Genomic DNA, 17,687 nt, shown 5'->3' with positions numbered 1-17,687 from the left:
GCGTCGTACCGTTCCCCCATGGCTATCGAACTGAACCGACCGGCGCTGAAGCTCGCGCGCTCCCTCGTCCGCGACGGCAAGGTCGTGCGGGACGAACGCGACGACTGGTCCGAGGCGGCGCCCAGCGCGGAGGACGAGAACCGCTTCATCGACGAGCACGGATGGACGGAGTTCGCCCACTGGCACCTCGGCATCGACAAGAGCGAGAACCCCGAGACGAAGAAGGCGTACAGCTTTCCGTTCGGCGACTTCCGGAAGGTGCGCCGCTCCGGAGTGATCTCAGGGGAGAGCCGCGCCGGACAGTATGACCACGAGGAGATCCGCGACGAGTTGCGGAAGCTCCTCGAGCTCATCGACTCCGAGGATTGACGCCGCGTCCGTATGCTCGTCCCAAGGCTGTTTCGATGACGACGGGGTGGGGCATGGTCGATGACACCGGCAGGGACGACACGGACGCGAGCGGCGAGACGGAGGACGACCTCCCGTACTACACACCGCCGTTCGGCAGGGAAGAGGTCCCCGGGTTCCTCGACCGACTCGTCGCCCACCTGCTCGCGGGAGAGACGCGCGAGGCCTTCACGTTCGAGGGCGTGGAGGTCGAGGAGTCGCAGGGCGTCTGGTTGCTCCCGCTCGGCGGCTACGACCCCGACGCCGACGAGTCGCTGCAGCCGAACCCGCCCGCGGACCTCGTGGTCCCCGAGGGCGGATTCGCCGCCTACGCGGAGGAGTGGACGGAGGGCGTGCGCCGGACGCTGCACGAAGCGTGGGGTGCGCCGATGGTCCGGAAGCCGTCGCTCGTGGGGGAGAACCAGGATCCGGAGGGCATCCTCGACGTGGTCCTCGTCTCGGTCGGCATCCCGGAGGCGGAGATGTGGGACCGCGGCGATTTGTACTGCGTGCTGGTCACGAACTGGGACGCCGAACCGCGGGAGAGCATGCTGCGCCAGGCGATGGTCGTGCTGCCGCGGGAGTACGCCGTCGGCAGCCTCAGCGCGCTCCTTCCCGAGGAGGACATGCACAACGACCTCCTCATGAACGGCGAGCATCCGCTCGAGCTCCGACGCCGCGCCTGGCTGCTGAGCACACTGTTCGGCGCCGGGGAGGTGCGGCTGCGCGACGTCGACACCCCGGCGTCCCGCTTCAGCCTGCAGTCGCGCAGCGGGGTGACGACGGTCTGGACGTTCACGGACGACGGCCGCATCCTCGTCCTCATCCAGGACCCGACGTCGACGTTCGCGGACGAAGCGCCGGCGCAGTTCCTCGCGGAGGTGGCGCAGCAGCACGGTGGCGATGCGGCGGATACCGCGGATCCGTCCGAACGGGAGGCGGACCTGGCGGAGGCCTGGCTGATCCTGGCCGCGCGCATGCTCGACAGGGTTCCGGACGACCTCCGCGCCCTCATCGCCGCCCGAGGCGAGGACGCCCGCGGCGAGGTCGCGGAGCACGACCTGGAGTTCCGCATGCTCGGCGACGAACCCGTGCCGGTCATCACCGGCGCGGTGTGGTTCGACGGGGAGCACTGGTGCGTCTCGCCCTCGCTCATGGAGATCGGCCGCCGCAACGACTTCGGCATGGACGACTTCGGCTTCGGCGCCGCGGTGCGGCAGCCGTATCGCCTCGGCGGCGCCCTCACCGTCGACGAGATGTCGCGGGAAGGGGACGAACGACGCACCTGGTTCGAGCGGGTCTTCGCCGCGTGCCCGTACCCGGAGCAGGACCGCCCGTCCGACACGGACCGCCTCGGCTACGCGGTGCCGACGAGCGGCGACTATCACGACCTCGTGGCGGACATCGAGCGCGTCACCAGAGCGTGGTGGGAGCGCTCGCCGGAGGACGCCGACTGGGCGGATCGGACGTTCGAGATCGGCGGACGCGGGCTCCGCGACGACCACGGTCGGGCGCTCCGCGTCGTGCTCGCGTCAGGGGAGGTGTGGACGGTCGATGCGCTGCAGGCCTGGGCGGACGACCTCATCGGCGTCATGAGCGAAAGGTGGGGAACGGCCGGGGAGATCCATGCTCGCAACGAGAAGACCGGGATCGATCGCCGCAGCCCGCTCACCCGCGTCATGCGCGCCACGGGACTCCTCACCGCGCCGCTCTGGTGGGTGAACGGCCATGCGGTCGCTGTGGTCGCCGGAACGCCCGACCCCTCGTACGGCGACGACCCCGAGGTCATCATCGTCATCGCGCGACCGGACGCCGTGCTCGACCTCGCGCGCGGGAGCAACCCATGGGAGCTCCGTATCCGCGCCCGGATCATCTCCGACGTCTCCGTCCTCGTGGGCGGCGCGCCCGCGCCCGGACCCTTGCCGTGGAACGGCCCGCCGCTCGCCGGCTCCTCCCTCGTCCCCGATGCGATGCGCGGCGGCTTCCGCACCGGAGACCACTTCTGGACCTGGTACTTCACCCACGACGGGCGCGGCCTCCTCCTGTCCCATCCGACGGGTCCCGACGCCGCCGCCCGACCCGAGCCCTCCTTCGAGGAACAGGTCGCCCTGTTCTGCGGCGTGCCCGACGACCTGCTGTCGCTCGTGGTCGACCGAGACCCGGGAGGGTTCTTCCCGGTCGTGCATCGCGGGCCTTCGGCTCCTGGCTCCGCTGGGACCGAGAACCTCCTCGCCGGCGCGGCGACCCTGCCCGCCGTGCACGCGGTGTTCTGGCGGGACGACGTCGACTGGCGCGCCTCGGAGGGGATGCTGCAGCGGGTCCGTGACGCCCTCGACCCGGACGATGTGGACACGACGAACCCCCTGGAGACCATCTACTCCGAGGCCCTCGGGGTGCCGCAGCTCCAGTGGGCTCTGCGGATGGGGGAGCGCATGGGGCCGCCGACTCTCCTCGATGCGTCGTACGCGAGCTTCGTCTTCGATCGGGTGCCCGAGCGGGAGGAGATCGAGCACGTCTACGCGGGCCTCGGGGTGTTCCCCGATCTCGCACTCACCGGCACGCTCAACGACCTCCTCGACGTCGTCGTCGATGCTCCGGGGTACCGGTTCCTCCTCGATGCCGCGCTCAGCAACCCGCACCCCCAGCGCCGCCGCGAGCTCGCGCTCTGGCTCTTGGACCAGCGCCTCGACGCCTCATCCTCCCTGTCGTTCCTGAGCCCGGTCAACGTCCTCTTCGCCAACCCCACGCTGGGCGCGGAGGATGAGCCGGTGCTGCGACGCCTGCTCGAGCGGGGCGCGATCCCGGGCCCGACACCCGTCGCGACGCTCCCGGAGGGGCATCCGTTCGTGCAGCTGCTGCATCGCGACATCGAGGAGACCGCGCTGGCGCCGCTGGTGCGGACCCTCCTCGTGCACGGTGACGTCGATCCCGCGACGCCCGCTCTCCCCGACGGTCGCAGCTTGCTGGACTTCGCATCCGGCGCCTTCCCGCACGGGCGGTCCCGAGATGCGCTCGCGTCGGCGATCCGAGAGCTCGTCGCGGGCGGCGCCGTGGACACCGACGCCGAGCCGGAGCGATGAGCGCTCCGGAGCCCGGAGCGCGCGTGGACGACGCCGAGCCCTACGCCCGCGCCCTGCGAGCCGTGCTCGACGGGGAGTGCGAGCGCGTCGCCGCCGCGCTGGGGGACCTGCATCGGGCCGCCGTCGAAGCGGAGAGCGGTGTGGAAGCGATCCTCATCGACGTCTTCGTCGACCAGGACGGCGAGGGCCCCTTCGACGTCTGGGCGCGGTTCGACGGGGCCGACGCCTTCGACCTGGACCGGCGGTTCGACGACCAGCGCCACCTGTTCGGTGTGGAGTGGACCGCGGACGGCTGGGAGCCCGCGGTGCCCTCGCGCCCGCGCGGATGGACGCGGGATCGCCTGGAGGAAGCCGTCCTCGTGGTCGTCGCCGAATGGATAGAGGGCCTGCTCCCGACCGGCGCGAGGGAGGGCCTCTTTTGGGTCGGCGCTCCCGACCTCGGCTACGCCTGACGGAGCGCGGACTGCCCCGAGCGGCCCGGCCAGCCGTCGTCCGGTGATAACGTCGGGCTATGAGCGACCGCGTGAGCCTCGAAGCCCTCCGCTATGCCCAGGCCGTCTCGGAGACCCACTCCTTCGGCGCCGCCGCGCGTGCCTACGGCGTGACGCAGCCGGCCCTCTCGACCGGAATCTCCAAGCTGGAGGACCGCCTGGGGGAGCGCCTGTTCGAGCGCTCGCCCCGCGGGGTCGTCCCGACAGCCTTCGGCGCGCATCTCCTCCCGGTCATCGACCGCGCGCTCCTCGCCGTGGACCAGGTCGCTGCCGAGGCCGCGCGCTGGAACCGGTCGGCCGATGCGCGGGTGCGGGTCGGGGTCTCGCCGCTCATGAATCCGGCCATCGTCGCGCGCGCCTACACGGCCGTGTGCGCGCTTCCCGCCTCGCCGGCGCCGCGGCAGCTCGTCCTCCGCGAGGCGAACGTCGCCGACCTGCGGCGTGAGCTCTCCGCCGGGGAGCTGGATCTCATCCTCGTCCCCTCCGTCGCACCGATGCCCCGCTTCCGGCACCGCATCGTCGATGCGGAGCCGGTGGTCGTCGTGGACCACGAGCCGTCACAGGGCGGCGCGGTCGAGCTCAGCGACCTCACCGACACGCCCCTCATCCTGATGCCGGACACGTGCGGGCTGACGACCTTCACCACCGATCTCTTCGACGCGAACGACGTGCCGTTGAGCGCCTACGACGGCGAGGCCGCGACCTATCGGGTGCTCGAGGAATGGGCGAAGCTGGGCCTCGGCGCGGCGGTCATCCCACGCTCGAAGCTCGCCTCCCCGGACGCGCCGCATCGCCCGCTGCGTGAACGCGGCATGGACGTGGAGATCTTCTACGAGGCGGTCTGGGACCCTTCCTCCCCGCTCGCCGACGACTTGGCCGACCTCACCGCCGCGCTCTCGCTGGACGCGGCGACTGCCGACTCATAAACAGGGGTTATCACTCGATCACGTGCGCTCGTCTACTCCCGACGGCTGCCGCTTCGTAGCGTGGAGACGAGACGGCACCCGCCGTCCAGGACGGAGAGGAGCCGCACCATGGCCGAGCTCGACAGGGAATTCACCGGACGCACCGCGATCGTGATCGGGGGCACGAGCGGGATGGGCCTCGCCATCGCCGAGCGGATCGGACGCGAGGGGGCCGCGGTCGTCGTGGTCGGACGGCGCGAGGAGAAGCTGGGGGCTGCGCGGACGTCTCTCGTCGGCCAGGGCATCGATGTGACCGTCCTACAGGCCGATCTGACGGACCCCGCGAGCGTGGAAGCACTCCGTGCCCGGCTCGCCGCCGAGCACGCCGATGCCGACCTCCTCGTGAACGCCGCGGGCGTGTTCGCGCCGAAGCCGTTCCTCGAGCACACCGAAGCGGACTACGACGCGTATCTCGACCTCAACCGGGCGACCTTCTTCGTCACCCAGACGGTGGCCTCCGGCATGGTCGCGAAGGGCCAGGGCGGAGCCGTCGTCAACCTCGGCTCGATGTGGGCGCACCAGGCTGTGGCTGCGACGCCGTCCTCGGCGTACTCGATGGCCAAGGCCGGCCTGCACTCGCTCACCCAGCACCTGGGGATGGAGCTCGCGTCGCACGGCATCCGCGTGAACGCGATCGCCCCCGCCGTCGTACGGACGCCCATCTACGAGGGCTTCATCCCGAAGGACGAGGTCGACGGAGTCGTGTCGAGCTTCGACGCCTTCCACCCGCTCGGCCGTGTGGGAACCCCCGAGGACATCGCCGAGGTCGCCGCGTTCCTGCTCTCCGACCGCGCGAGCTGGGTGACCGGTGCGGTCTGGGACGCCGACGGCGGCGTCATGGCCGGTCGCAACTGACGCCGCCTCCTCGCGGAGTTCCGGAACCTAGCTGCTCGGCGAGGTCTCCTCAAGCCCCTCGGCGACTCCGGTTCCAGCCGGGAGACTGGGGCCAGCCCGATCGAAGGAGGAGACATGGAATCGACACCCGACGACGTCGGCGGTCAGCCGCTGCGCGACGGCGACGCCACCACCGAGGCTGACCCGAGCAGCGATCCCGCGCAGGCGGAATGGGAGCGCACGGAAGCCCTCGACGACGGTGCGGCACCGGAGGATCTTGAGGCATCGACCGCCACCGGCCGTGATCCCGACGAGATCCCTGATCCCGACGATGAGGTGCCGGCGGCGGACCTGCCGGGTTCCGCGCCGCAGCCGGAGAGCCAAGGGGAGGATCCGGTCCTCGCCGATCTCGGCGAAGAAGGCCAGGGCGACCTGGGACCGGGGGACGTCTGATGGCCATCACGGCGATCGTCACCCGCTCGAAGAACGGCCAGTGGGTCAACGAGGTGGAGGGCGCGCCGGAGCTCTCCCGCAGCTACACCAGCCGCGATGAGGCGATCGAGGAGGGTGAAGCGCTCGCCTCCGAGCACGGTGCCCGCCACGAGATCGAGGAGGGCGAGCCGACCGGCACCATCACGGACGGCGGCGACCCGGACGACGTCTGAAGCCCGGCGGCTGCTCAGCGCAAGATGACGAGTTCGCGCGTCGTGCGGGTCATCGCCACATAGCGGTCGACCGCCCCCGTGCGCCCGGAGCCGAATGCCTCCGGGCGCACGAGGACCACGAGGTCGAACTCCAGTCCTTTGGCCTCCTCCGGCGTCAGTGCCCGGACCCGGGGCCGCGGCACGAAGGTGGGGTCGCCGATGACGGCGGCGACTCCCTCCGGGTTCGTCGCGAGCCACGCCTCCAGCACCGCGTCTCGCTCGGGCACCGCGCCGTGCCGGATCGGGATGCCGCTCTCCCGCACGGACGTCGGGACGTTGGCGTCGGGGAATGCCTCGCGGATCGTCGGTGCGGCCAATGCCATGACCTCGGCCGGAGTGCGGTAGTTCACCCGGAGCGAGGAGACGCGCACGTTCCGCAGGCCGAGGCGTTCGAGGCGGGCGGGCCACGACTCCGTGAACTCCCGCCGCGCTTGGGCCCTGTCGCCCACGACCGTGAAGCTGCGGGAGGGGCACCGCGCGATCAGCATGCGCCACTGCGCATCGGTGAGCTCCTGCGCCTCGTCGACGACGATGTGACCGAAGGGGCCGGCGAGCTCGTCGGGCGGAAGCGGGGGAGGCACGTCCGCTCCGGCGAGAACGTTCTGCGCATCCTGACCTCGCAGGATCGACATCACTTTCATCTCGCTGTCGTCGCTCGCGACGAGGTGGTCGACCACCGCCGACATCTGCTCCTGCGCCGCGGCCGCCGCGCCCTGCCGGCGGTGCTGCTCGCGGACGGCCTCGGGGTCGCCGATCCGGCGGTGCGCGGCATCGAGGAGGGGAAGGTCCGGGTCCGTCCAGGGCGCCCCCTCGGCACGGTGCAGCAGGGCGAGCTCCTCGGGCGCGAGGTCGGGGGCGCACCGCGCGAGCAGCGTCGGGGACGCCCAGAGCGCGGCGACCACGGCGTCCGGCGTCAGCAGCGGCCACGCCCGTACGAAGGTCCCGGTGAGTTCGTCGTCCTGCCGCAGCCACCGGCGGATCGAGGACTCCGGGACATCCTCGTCGCGCACCTGGTTGACGAGCAGTTCCAGCAGCTCCTCCCAGACCTCGTCGCGGGCCTCGTTGTGCGGGGAAGCCGGATCCGCCGAGGCGAACAGCTCGACCCAGTCCTCTCGGCTGATCCAGAGATCGGCCCACGGCGTCTCGATGCGGAGCGCATGCCGCGGTGGCCGGGTCAGGACGGCGACGGCCGCCCCGATCACCTGGTCCGGGTCGAGACTCTGCTTCAACTCGGCCACGCGGGGGTCCGGTTCCGCGACCGCGCCCGCGCCCTCGGGAGCGAGGTCGCGCAGGGTGCACAACCTCACCGTGTCCTCGCCGAGACTCGGCAGCACGTCCTCCACATAGCCGAGGTACTGCGGGTTCGGTCCCACGAGCAGCATGCCCCCGGCGCCGGTGGTCAGCCGCGGCTCGGCGTACAGGAGGTGCGCCGCCCGGTGCAGCGCGACGACGGTCTTCCCGGTGCCGGGGCCGCCGTCCACGACCAGAGCGCCGGGCGAAGGGGCGCGCACGATGGCGTCCTGATCCGCCTGGATCGTCGCCAGCACGTCCCGCATGCGCCCGGTCCGGTGTGCGTCGAGGCTCGCGAGAAAAGCGGACTGGTCGTCGAGGGAGGCGGCGCCGTCGAGGCCCTCGGGGGATAGCGCCTCGTCCCAGTAGTCCGTGATCCTGCCTCGGTTCCACCGGTACCGTCGCCGGGAGAGGAGGCCCCGGGGGTCTTCCCAGGTCGCGGCGAAATACGGTTCCGCTGCCGGAGCCCGCCAGTCGACCAGCAGGCGGGTGCCGTCCGCATCGGACACCCCGGCGCGACCGATGTACACCGGCGGTCCGGCCGCCGGGGTCATCCGGCCCAGGCACATGTCGATGCCGTACCGCTCCCGCAGGCGCAGCGTCGCGCTGAGGCGGCGGATCTCCAGGTCGCGATCGACCGCCGTGACGCCCGCGTCGGCGGCCTGCCGGCGCACGAGGGCGAGACGAGCGGTCAGGGCGTCCTGTTCCCGGGACAGAGCGGCGCCGAGGCGCCGGAGGTGGGCGCGGTCGGCGGCGATGAGGTCGTCTGCGGATTTCGCCGCGTGGTCGTCGGACAGATCAAAGGGGTCGAGCACGGGACATCTCCTTCGCGAGGGCATGCGGGGGCACGCGAGCCGTCGATTCTGCCTCCCGAGGGGGACCTTGTGGCAAGCCCCCACCCCGGCGATATCCTGGAGATGCACGGAGACGAGGGGACCTCACCATGACCCATCGGATCGGCTACCTCATCGGCAGCCTCGCATCGGACTCGATCAATCGCGTCCTGGCCACGGCGCTCGTACGGCTCGCCCCGCCGGACCTCGAACTCGTGGAGATCCCGATCCGCGACCTCCCCCTCTACAACCGCGACGACGAGCTCGAACCCGTCGCTGCGGTCACCGCGTTCAAAAGCGCGATCGAGGGGGCGGATGGTCTGCTGCTCGTCTCGCCGGAGTACAACCGCTCGATCCCCGGGGCGCTGAAGAACGCCATCGACTGGGGCTCGCGACCCTGGGGTCACAACTCGTTCGCACGCAAGCCCACCGGCATCATCGGCGCCTCGACGGGAGCCATCGGCACCGCGGTCATGCAGTCGTCGATGCGGAGCGTGCTGAGCTTCCTCAACGCGCCGCAGCTGAACGCCCCGGAGGCGTACATCACGTTCCGGCCCGAGGTCTTCGGCGCCAACGGTCAGGTGCACGACGCCGACACCGAGAAGTTCCTCGCGCACTACATGGAGGAGTACGCAGCGTTCGTCGAGCGGGTGCTGTCGCTCACCGCTCCGGGTCACGTCGGCGACCGGTAGCCGCCGCGCTCGCCGCGTCAGGAAGGCGCGTCCGCCACGAGCGCGCTCAACGCCAGGGCGTCGTGGGGTGCGTGCCCGCGGGCGTCGTTGTCGAAGTACACGAAGACGTCGCGCGGCTTCCCGTCGTCGGCCCCGGTCCCGTCGGCCCACCCGCGGATGAGCCTCGCCCACTCCTGCAGCTCCTCCTCGGTGTAGGCGCTGTGGTAGAGCATCTGCGCGCCGTGGAGACGGATGTAGACGAAGTCCGCGGTGAGGGCGTCGAACCGCGGCCACTTCCCGGCGGTGTCGGCGATGACGAGGGAGGTTCCGTGCTCCTGCAGGAGGCCAAGGCTCGACGGGTCGGCGAAGGAATCGGAACGCGGTTCGAGGGCGTAGCGGAGCGGGCGGTCGGCATCGATCTCCAGCCACGTCCGGTCCTGCAGCCGCTCGTCATGCCGCCGGGCGAGGGAGAGAGCCTCCGCCGCCGTCTGCGGGAGGGTGTCGAGGAACGCCTCCACGATCTCGGCGTCGAAATGCTGCCGCGCGGGGAGCTGCCAGAGGATCGGGCCGAGCCGGGGACCGAGGGCGAGGACGCCCGAGGCGAAGAAGTTGGCCAGCGCCTGTTCGACGTTGCGCAGCCGCAGCATGTGGCTGACGTAGCGGGAGCCCTTGACCGCGAACACGAAGTCGTCGGGAACGCTCGCCGCCCACCGGCGGTAGCTCTCGGGCCGCTGCAGCGAGTAGAACGAGCCGTTGAGCTCGACGGTGGGGAAGTGCGATCCGATGTGCTCGAGTTCTCGACGCTGCGGCAGGCCGCGCGGGTAGAAGTCGCCGCGCCACCGGGCGTACCGCCACCCGGAGACGCCGATGCGTACCCGGCCCTGCCCGCTCTTCCTCGTCACGGCCGGCTCCGTCGGGTCAAGCCCCTTGCCGCTGTCGTGCGGCCTCGGCAGGCTGTAGATACCCACACCGAAGGAGGAGAAGCCATGTCTCTCAATGACCATCCGATCGACGATGTGAAGCCCGAGGCCGACCTGCAGGAGCAGGAGCGCCTTGCGGAGGAGGTTCCCGAGGATCCGGAAGCGCCGACCCCCTCGGCACCGGAGCCGCACCCCATCGAGGCGGACCCGGCGGACGCTGCGGAGCAGCGCATCGAAGTGCCGCTGGATGAGGACGGCGTCGACGAACCCGCCGACGACTGACGTCCTTCGGCGGCAGGTGAGCCGGCGCGGCGTTCGAGACAGGGGAGAGACGTCATGACGAACGACCGTAGTCCGAGCGGTGCGTGCCCTCGCCGGGGTTGACGCCCAGTAGGACGATGGCTAGCCGCGGGGTATGCCCTCTCGACGGGACCGCCCCAACCCGGTGCTGCCGAGAGGGCTCACCGTCCTACCCGGACGGTTGGGGAGGCGGCGAAGTCTCGCTGTCTCTACGGCCGATCCCCCAGAGATTCAGCCGGTAGCCCCCGCTACGAAGAGCAGAATATCCCTTAATCCTCTTGTCCGCCATTTGGGGGACAAAAGTTTCTTCGAAAAATTCTGCGCGGCTCTCGGCTCTGTCGCCGATACGGGCCGTTCCGTAGGGTGGGGACATGGACAGGATGCTCGTCTTCGCCGGTCAGGTGGCCCTCCCGGTCGGGCACCGGGTCGAGGTCTCCGAACTCGTCGACCCGCAGACGGATGGACCCGTCGTCCTCTCGCTGCTCGATCTGGACACCGGCATCCGCTACCGCCGCGCCGAGGAGCCGCGAGCCGAGGTGACGCACTGGATCGGTCGTGTCCTCGACTGCACGGTGGCCGTGGGCGTCGCTCCGCGGACGTCGCTGCTCATCGACCCCATCGGGCCGTCGGCCAGCGGCGCGGGCATCGCTCTGCGCGGCGCGGATGCGGCGGTCAACGCGGCCAAGGCGGAGGCGGATCGCTGGGGTGGATCGGACCGGCCCCCGCCGGAAGAGCCCGAACGCTTCTGGTGACCGCCGGAAGCCGGGCCCTCGCGCACCGGGCCCCTCGGGCACCGGACTCATCGGAAGTCCCGCGAGCGGTGCATGACCCCCGTGCGGAGGTCTTCGAAGGCGTCGGCGAGCACATTGACGACCCCCTCCGGTGAGCGCTCGAGGATGCCGCGGATGATGAGCGCGGGGGACTCTCGGGCGATACGACCGAACCGACCCCAGACCCCCGTCGAGCAGATCACGTTCACCAACCCGCTCTCATCCTCGAGGTTGACGAAGGTGACGCCGGCGGCCGTGGCGGGTCGTTGTCGATGGGTGACGAGACCGGCCACCTCGACGCGTCGTCCGGTCTCATGCCGCTGCAGGTCCGCGGCCGTCAGGACGCCGCGAGCCCGGAGGTCGTCGCGGAAGTGCGTCATCGGGTGGTCGTCGGTCGAGATGCCGGTCGCCCAGAGGTCGGCCGAGAGGCGCTCGTAGCTGGTCTGGTCGGCGAACAGCGGCGGCTGCACCGCCACCGTGGTCCCCGGGAGGAAACGGGCGCGGTCTTCCGCGGCGGCCCCGGCGAGCCAGATGGCCTCCCGACGCTCCAACCCGAGGCACGCGAAGGCTCCGGCGGTGGCGAGGGCCTCCAACTGAGCGGCCGTCGCGTCGGTCCGGCGCACGAGGTCGTGCAGATCGCGGTAGGGACCGTGTGCCTCCCGCTCGGCGACGATGCGCTCCGCCATCGGCACGCCGATCCCGCGGATGCCGCTGAGTCCCAGGCGCACCGCGAACCGTCCGTCCCGCCGGTGCGCCGCGGACTCGTCCGGTGCGCTCCGGTCGAAGCGGTGCACGGGCGGCTGCGGGTCGGCCAGGCAGTCGTCTCTCCCGGTCGTCCCTGCGGCGTCCGGCGTGAGGGGTTCGAGGGTCTCGGTGGCGGAGGAGAGATGGAGATCCGGGCGACGGACCTCCACGCCGTGCCGACGGGCATCCGCCGTGAGGGTCGCAGGGGAGTAGAAGCCCATCGGCTGCGACCGCAGCAGGCCCGCGAGGAAGGCGGCCGGATAGTGCAGCTTCAACCACGAGCTCGCGTAGACGAGCAGGGCGAAGGACAGGGAATGGGACTCGGCGAAGCCGAAGTTCGAGAACGCCTGGATCTGCGCGTAGATCCGGTCGGCGGCCTCGTCGACGAGCCCGCGGCGGGCCATCCCGGCGTACAGCTTGTCCCTGACCTTCTCGATCTTCTCCAGACCCCGCTTCGATCCCATCGCCCGGCGCAGCAGATCGGCCTCGTCGGCCGTGCAGTCGCCGACGGCCGTGGCCATCTGGATGAGCTGCTCCTGGAAGATGGGGATGCCGAGTGTCCGCGCGAGGATGTCCTCGAGGTCGCTGTGCGGGTAGGGGATGGGGAACTCCTCCGAGGGCTCGCCCCTGGCCTCCCGTTCCCGGTTCGCCTCGTCCACCTTGTCCTTCGCCATCTTCCGACGGACGAACGGGTGCACGGCGCCGCCCTGGATGGGGCCGGGGCGGATGAGGGCGATCTGGATGGCGAGGTCGTAGAAGCGTCGCGGCTGCAGCCGGGGGAGCAGCCCGATCTGCGCGCGGGACTCCACCTGGAAGACGCCGATCGAGTCGGCCCGGCAGAGCATGTCGTAGACGCCGGCCTCCTCCTTCGGCAGGGTCTCCAGCGTCCACTCCTCGCCCGTCGCCTCCCGGACCAGGTCGAAGCAGTGCTGCAGCGCCGCGAGCATGCCCAGGCCGAGGAGGTCGAACTTCACCAGCCCCATGAAGGCGGCGTCGTCCTTGTCCCACTGGATGACGGTGCGGTCCTCCATGCGGGCGTGCTCGACCGGCACCACCTCGCCGACCGGCCGGGCCGTGAGGACCATGCCGCCCGAGTGGATCCCCAGGTGCCGCGGAGCCTTCAGCAGCTCGGCTGCGTAGTCGAGCACGGTCTCGGGGATGTCGTGGCCCTCGACGGGTTCGAGTCCCGATCCCCAGCCGTCCACCTGCCGCGACCAGGAGTCCTGCTGCCCCGGGGAGTGCCCCAGGGCTCTGGCCATGTCGCGGACCGCGTTCTTCGGACGGTACTGGATGACGTTCGCCACCTGGGCCGCCCGCTCCCTGCCGTACTCCCGATAGACCCACTGGATGATCTCCTCCCGGCGCCGTGAGTCGAAGTCCACGTCGATGTCCGGCTCCTCCGTGCGGGTGGTGGCGAGGAAGCGCTCGAAGGGGAGACGGTAGAGGATCGGATCGACCGCGGTGATGCCCAGCAGGTAGCAGACCGCGCTCGCCGCCGCGGAACCCCGGCCCTGGCAGAGGATGCCGCGTCGCCGGGCTTCCGCCACGATGCCGTGCACGATGAGGAAGTATCCGGGGAAGTCCTTCTCCTCGATCACGTCGAGCTCGCGGGCGATGCGCCGACGGCCGTCCTCGTCCAGCCGCGGATACTTCGACGGGACCGCCTCCCAGACCAGGTGCCGCAGCCAGCTCATCGGGGTGTGTCGCGTCGGCACGTCCTGGCGGGGGAGGGCCGGGCGCGCCATCCGGAGTGGGAAGGCCGAGGCCGCGGCCAGCTCCAGGCCGTGCGAGATCGCACCGGGGTACCGCCGGAAGCGCGCCGTCATCTCCGCGCCGCTGCGCAGGTGCGCGCCGCCATGGGCCGGGAGCCAGCCGTCGAGCTCGTCCATGCTCCGGACCGCGCGGACCGCGGCCACCGCCTCGGCGAGAGGGGCCTGATCCGGGCGGGCGTAGTGCACGTTGTTGGTCGCCACGACGGGCAGCCGCATCCGGCGGGCGAGGTCGGCCAGGGCGTCGTTGCGCCGGGTGTCCAGCGGATCGCCGTGGTCGAAGAGCTCGACGGCGATGTTGTCGCGTCCGAAGAGGTCGACGAGGTGGCGCAGCGGCGCGGCGGCGTCCCCGGCCTCCAGCCCCTGCCGTACCGCCCCCTTGCGGCAGCCGGTGAGGATCGTCCAGTGCCCGTCGGCGGTCGCCGCGAGCTCGTCGAGATCGTAGACCGGGCGTCCCTTCTCCCCGCCGCGGAGCTGGGCCGCGGTGATCGCCCCCGACAGGCGGTGGTACCCCTCGAGGCCCCGGGCGAGCACGAGCAGATGCGTGCCCTGCGGGTCGGCGGCCCCCTGCGGAGCGGAGGGCAGATCGAGGGAGAGCTCGGCGCCGTAGACGGTCTGCAGCCGCAGCTCCATGAGCTCCGCCAGCTCGGCGAAGCGCGCGGCGCCGTAGAACCCGTCGTGGTCGGTGAGCGCGAGCGCGCTCAGGCCGAGACGCTCGGCCTCCGCGAGCAGGTCTTCGGGGGAGGACGCCCCGTCGAGGAAGGAGTAGGACGAGTGCGCGTGCAGCTCGGCATAGGGCACCGCCTCCTCCGGACGCTCCGGGAGGGCCGGGGGGACGCGCTTCCGCGGACGACTCACCGGTCCGGGATCCGGGCGGAGCCCCCGCGGTGCGGAGGTCGCTTCGGGAGTGGGCTCTCCGCTGAGGGTGCGTTCGAGCTGATCCCAGGTCAACGGCGGATTGTGCCAGCCCATCAGCGGTACCTCCCCTCAGCCCACCAGCGCTCGCCGGCCAGGAAGACCAGCCAGGCGCGATCGCGGTCGTCGATGATCTGGAGCCGGTGTCCTCGTTTGCCGCCGCCCGTGCTCCACCGCCGTTCATGCACGGGCCACGGGCCGGCCCAGGCCTGCACGGCCGCCCCGTCGATGCGGGCGGGGTCGTGCGTGAGGGCGCCACGATCGTCGACGTCGATCGTGCTCCCGTCCGCGGCGACGACGCCGATGGGGCGCGGTGGGCGGAACACCTCGGAGGGGAGAGGGTCGGGAAGGCTCCCCGGCCAGGGGGACCGCGGATCACGAGGCGGGACCGGGCGCTCGCCCCACGGCGTGAGCACCTGACGATCGGCGAGCCAGCGCCCTCCGGAGAGGGCGGCGGTGACCACGCCCTGATGCCCCAGCATGGTCTGCACCCGTGAGACCGCGTGATGCAGTCGCTCATCGGTGCCCGAGCCGAAGAGTCCAGGTTGATGGTGGGCCGCATCATCCACTGCGACGGGGAGGAGGCGGGCGGCCACGATGCCCCCGAATGCCCTCGCCTCGTCGACGGGCGCGCTCGCGGTCAGGGCGGCGACCGCCTCCAGCTGCCAGCGCACACGGTCCACGAGGTCGGCGGCGTCGAAGCTCGTCGGGTGCAGCCAGGTGCGGGAGTGGACGGCGCCGTCGTCGTCGGTCAGGTCGATCCGCACCTCGGTGCACACGAGCGACGCGTCCGCCAGAGCGAGCATCACGGCATCGGCGGTCTGCCGCACGGCGAAGGCCACCTGGTCGGTGCCTCCGAGAGGGGACTCGAACTCGATGGTCCTGGCCAGTTCGGGGTCGGGCGGTCGGGGAGCCAGTGGCCGGGAGTCGGCGCCGGCGGCGAGGGCCTGCAGGCGGGCACCGTGCTCGCCGAAGCGGTCGCGGACGTCGAGAGGGGCGAGCGCGGTGAACTCGCCGAGAGTGCGCACGCCGAGGCGGAGGAGGAGATCGCTGATCTGCTCGTCGCGGAGCACCTGCACGGGGTAGGGGGCCAGGAACTCGCGGGAGCCGCCCGGGGGCACGACCGTGCAGGACGCCGTTCCTCGGGCCGCGATCTCGGCGGTGAAGGGTCCGTCGGCGACGCCGACACGCACTTCGGGGAAGCCGGCAGCGGCGAGGATCGCGGACAGGGCTGTCGCCGCCTCGGCCTCTCCGCCGTGATAGCGGGCGATCCCGCGAGCGCGCAGGATCGCGAGGCCGGGGCGCAGCAGCGTCACGCCAGGGGCGTGCTTCTCGATGAGCTGCAGCACCGGGACGAAGGCACGCTCGTCCTTCTCGGCGTCGTGGGGGAGGACCTGCAGCGAGGAGAGGAGTCCCTGGGCGACGCGGCGACGCTGCCCGATGCGGACGCCGTGCGCGCGAGCGGATGCGGTGCAGGCGACGACCGTGTTGGCCTGCACCAGGGCCGTGGGCGGATGCGGCCCTCCGCCCAGCACCGCTCGCAGCGGCCAGTCGGGGAACCAGAGGACGAGGACACGGAGAGGGGCGTTCATCCCGCCTCCGCCCAGAAGAGGAGGTCGGATGACCCGGCCTCAGCGCCGTCCGTCGCAGAGGGAGCGAGCGGCGGCAGGGCGGTCAGCTCTGCGACCACGGTCTCCACGGCTCCGTGCCCGCCGGGCAGTCGGACACGCACGCTCGAGGCGCGAGGGCTGTGCCTGGTCCGCGCCGTGACCGTCACCGTGCAGTCCGAGAGCAGCCCCCACCCCTCGCCGAGCCCATGCCAGTCCGGGTCGTGCAGCCGGATGGTCCCCTCGCTCTGCGCCCAGCGCCCCGCGCCCGGTTCCTCCGCCACGAGCAGCGTGGACCCGCGGTCGCGCAGACGGGCGCTGAGTCGGGACACATCGGCGTCCCGTGCCCTCGTCGTGGGCTGCACGACGATCAGGGGCACCACCTCGGCCAGCGCGGATGCGACGGCGAGCCAGCGGTCCCCCGGGTCGGGGACGAGGATCAGTCGGCTCAGGTCGATGCCGTAGGCGGCAGCGGCTTCGACCCCCAGGGTGGGCATGCCGATCACCGCGCACCAGTGCCCGCGGTCGGAGGAGGCGCTGAGCAGCGCGAGCACGAGGGCGGGCGAGGGGGAGACGGTGTACGAGGTGCCCGTCTGCAGCCCCTCCTCCGGCAGCAGTGCGGCGAAGGCGGGATCGAGGGGGAGGAGCGTGTGCTCGCTGCGCCGTCGCTGCATCCGGCTGATCTCGCGGCGCAGCCGCAGGACCTCTCCGGCGCGGGTGTCGCTGGTCGGAGAGAGCGCGGTCATCGCATCGAGCCCGATCCCCATATGTCCATCCTCGAAGATATGTACGAATAAAGCAAGTGACACGACTGACGCTAGTTCGTACATCCGACATCGCCTGGCGGGTTGTCCACAAGGCTCTCCGCGCCCTCCCGGATCTCCCTAACCTGCCGGGATGGACATCCGTCTCGCCCTCGTCGGTCTCGTGCACGGCGGCCTCCTCGCGGTCGGCATCCTGCTGGCTGTGATCGATGCGCGCACGCACCGGCTCCCGAACCGCATCGTGCTGCCGACCCTGTTCCTGCTGCTCCTGGCGGCGGCCGCCGACGCCGTCGCCACCGCCGACACGGCCGCGCTGGGGCGGGGCCTGCTCGGGGCCCTCGTGCTCGGCGGCTTCTATGCGGCCCTGAGGCTGCTCAGCCGGGCGGGCATGGGCGGAGGCGATGTGAAGCTCGCCCTCGTGATCGGACTCGTCCTCGCCTGGCACGGCTGGGGCGCGTTCCTCCTCGGCGCCTCGTCCGCCTTCGCGCTCGGAGCCGTCTACGCGCTCGTGCTCCTCGCCGCGGGACGGGCCGATCGGAGGACCCGCATCGCCTTCGGCCCGTGGATGATCGCGGGGGCGGTCCTCGGCGTCCTCGGCGGCTGACCGGGCGGGTCGCCCCGAATGAGGGAGGGCGGCGCTACC

At 71.6% G+C, this 17,687-nt stretch carries 16 protein-coding genes; 11 read left to right on the top strand and 5 right to left on the bottom strand.

What is annotated here, in order from left to right; translation table 11 throughout:
* Positions 1–18: 18 nt before the first annotated feature.
* The 7 genes from C6C15_RS10785 to C6C15_RS10755 all read left to right on the top strand — a co-directional run bounded on the left by C6C15_RS10785 (position 19) and on the right by C6C15_RS10755 (position 6,422).
* A complete protein-coding gene (locus C6C15_RS10785) occupies positions 19–369 on the top strand; it encodes a hypothetical protein (RefSeq protein WP_105950062.1) in 351 nt (116 codons plus the stop codon).
* 35 nt (positions 370–404) lie between these two features.
* Positions 405–3,467 (top strand): hypothetical protein, encoded by a 3,063-nt coding sequence (locus C6C15_RS10780; protein WP_158698545.1) that lies wholly within the window; start codon positions 405–407, stop codon positions 3,465–3,467.
* Positions 3,464–3,919, top strand: a complete 456-nt coding sequence (locus C6C15_RS10775; protein WP_199787648.1) for a DUF6389 family protein — start codon at positions 3,464–3,466, stop codon at positions 3,917–3,919. The genes C6C15_RS10780 and C6C15_RS10775 overlap by 4 nt, the downstream gene beginning before the upstream one ends.
* Positions 3,920–3,978: 59 nt before the next feature.
* Positions 3,979–4,884 carry a LysR family transcriptional regulator gene (locus C6C15_RS10770; RefSeq protein WP_105950060.1) on the top strand — a complete coding sequence of 302 codons (906 nt, stop codon included), beginning with the start codon at positions 3,979–3,981 and terminating at the stop codon, positions 4,882–4,884.
* Between the two features lie 108 nt (positions 4,885–4,992).
* Positions 4,993–5,778, top strand: a complete 786-nt coding sequence (locus tag C6C15_RS10765; protein WP_060921135.1) for an SDR family NAD(P)-dependent oxidoreductase — start codon at positions 4,993–4,995, stop codon at positions 5,776–5,778.
* Between the two features lie 114 nt (positions 5,779–5,892).
* Entirely contained in the window at positions 5,893–6,210 is a 318-nt protein-coding gene (locus tag C6C15_RS10760) for a sugar ABC transporter ATPase (RefSeq protein ID WP_105950059.1), read from the top strand.
* Positions 6,210–6,422: a DUF2188 domain-containing protein gene (locus C6C15_RS10755; RefSeq protein WP_105950058.1), complete on the top strand. Its 213-nt coding sequence runs from the start codon at positions 6,210–6,212 to the stop codon at positions 6,420–6,422. Before C6C15_RS10760 ends, C6C15_RS10755 begins: the two co-directional genes overlap by 1 nt.
* A 14-nt stretch (positions 6,423–6,436) precedes the next feature.
* Here the strand turns inward: C6C15_RS10755 and helR are convergent, their stop codons facing one another.
* Positions 6,437–8,566, bottom strand: a complete 2,130-nt coding sequence (gene helR / locus C6C15_RS10750; protein WP_234024126.1) for an RNA polymerase recycling motor ATPase HelR — start codon at positions 8,564–8,566, stop codon at positions 6,437–6,439.
* A gap of 128 nt (positions 8,567–8,694) precedes the next feature.
* On the opposite strand from helR, the gene C6C15_RS10745 reads away from it, so the two are divergent.
* Entirely contained in the window at positions 8,695–9,276 is a 582-nt protein-coding gene (locus C6C15_RS10745; protein WP_105950056.1) for an NADPH-dependent FMN reductase, read from the top strand.
* A 17-nt stretch (positions 9,277–9,293) separates the two neighbouring features.
* On the opposite strand, the gene C6C15_RS10740 is transcribed toward C6C15_RS10745, so the two are convergent.
* Positions 9,294–10,157: a DUF72 domain-containing protein gene (locus C6C15_RS10740; protein ID WP_234024125.1), complete on the bottom strand. Its 864-nt coding sequence runs from the start codon at positions 10,155–10,157 to the stop codon at positions 9,294–9,296.
* An 84-nt stretch (positions 10,158–10,241) separates the two neighbouring features.
* Between C6C15_RS10740 and C6C15_RS10735 the strand changes: the two genes are divergently transcribed.
* Both C6C15_RS10735 and C6C15_RS10730 read left to right on the top strand, forming a co-directional pair.
* On the top strand, positions 10,242–10,457 hold the full coding sequence (locus C6C15_RS10735) for a hypothetical protein (RefSeq protein WP_060921141.1): 216 nt from the start codon (positions 10,242–10,244) through the stop codon (positions 10,455–10,457).
* Between the two features lie 389 nt (positions 10,458–10,846).
* Positions 10,847–11,227, top strand: a complete 381-nt coding sequence (locus C6C15_RS10730) for a hypothetical protein (protein WP_105950055.1) — start codon at positions 10,847–10,849, stop codon at positions 11,225–11,227.
* A 47-nt stretch (positions 11,228–11,274) separates the two neighbouring features.
* Here the strand turns inward: C6C15_RS10730 and C6C15_RS10725 are convergent, their stop codons facing one another.
* Genes C6C15_RS10725 through C6C15_RS10715 form a run of 3 tightly spaced genes read right to left on the bottom strand, consistent with a single transcriptional unit; the run spans position 11,275 to position 17,047 of the window.
* Complete coding sequence (locus tag C6C15_RS10725; protein ID WP_105950054.1) at positions 11,275–14,730, bottom strand: error-prone DNA polymerase; 3,456 nt, start codon at positions 14,728–14,730, stop codon at positions 11,275–11,277.
* A complete protein-coding gene (locus C6C15_RS10720) occupies positions 14,730–16,265 on the bottom strand; it encodes a DNA polymerase Y family protein (RefSeq protein WP_060921144.1) in 1,536 nt (511 codons plus the stop codon). The genes C6C15_RS10725 and C6C15_RS10720 overlap by 1 nt, the downstream gene beginning before the upstream one ends.
* Entirely contained in the window at positions 16,262–17,047 is a 786-nt protein-coding gene (locus C6C15_RS10715; RefSeq protein WP_060921145.1) for a hypothetical protein, read from the bottom strand. Before C6C15_RS10715 ends, C6C15_RS10720 begins: the two co-directional genes overlap by 4 nt.
* Positions 17,048–17,177: 130 nt before the next feature.
* Here C6C15_RS10715 and C6C15_RS10710 point away from each other — a divergent pair, with 130 nt between their 5' ends.
* Positions 17,178–17,648: a prepilin peptidase gene (locus C6C15_RS10710; protein WP_060921146.1), complete on the top strand. Its 471-nt coding sequence runs from the start codon at positions 17,178–17,180 to the stop codon at positions 17,646–17,648.
* The last annotated feature ends 39 nt before the right edge of the window (positions 17,649–17,687 follow it).

Origin of the sequence: Microbacterium sp. str. 'China' (assembly GCF_002993305.1) — a bacterium.
Lineage (GTDB): Bacteria > Actinomycetota > Actinomycetes > Actinomycetales > Microbacteriaceae > Microbacterium > Microbacterium paraoxydans.
This window is presented reverse-complemented; position numbering and strand designations above follow the sequence as displayed.